The organism is Mesorhizobium sp. M7A.F.Ca.ET.027.03.2.1, assembly GCF_003999175.1.
Taxonomy (GTDB): Bacteria; Pseudomonadota; Alphaproteobacteria; order Rhizobiales; family Rhizobiaceae; genus Mesorhizobium.
In genome coordinates, this window is sequence record NZ_RZOM01001884.1 from 1 (window position 1) to 469 (window position 469).

A 469-nucleotide genomic window follows, 5' to 3' on the forward strand; every position below is an offset into this window, starting at 1 on the left:
GGGCAAGGCGGGCGCCTTCGCGGCGGACCGCATGCGGCGCGGCCTGATCGCGGTGCTGAAAGGCTCCGGCGACCACGCCGGCAGCCGCATGATCGCCGGCACCCTGGTGGTGGCCGGTGGCACCGGTGAGATGCCCGGCTATCTGATGCGTCGCGGTTCGATCCTTCTCGATCGCGCGCCGGCACGCATGTCGCCGAGCTTCGTCGAATGCGGCGCGCCCGAGAGCGTTTTCGCCGCCATCATTGATCGTCATCTGATCGCCGAGGGCATTTTGAAACGGTCGCTTCTGGGGAGCGCACCGCGCAAATATGGCGGGGATAACGCAGTGCTCGGAATGGGCGAGGTTCTTTTTCCGCGCTGAGATCCGTCGACACAGGAACCATACGATGGCAGGACGCAAGTGCTGGCCGCTGGGTGGCAGTAGGGGGCGACCGTTATCCGACCCGCAACGTGGAGAACACATGAAAAT

1 pseudogene is annotated in these 469 nt (G+C 65.0%); it reads left to right on the forward strand.

Annotated features, from left to right (window positions below):
- Positions 1 to 361, forward strand: a pseudogene (locus EN750_RS38600) (formylmethanofuran dehydrogenase subunit C); the annotation flags it as partial.
- Positions 362 to 469 lie beyond the last annotated feature (108 nt).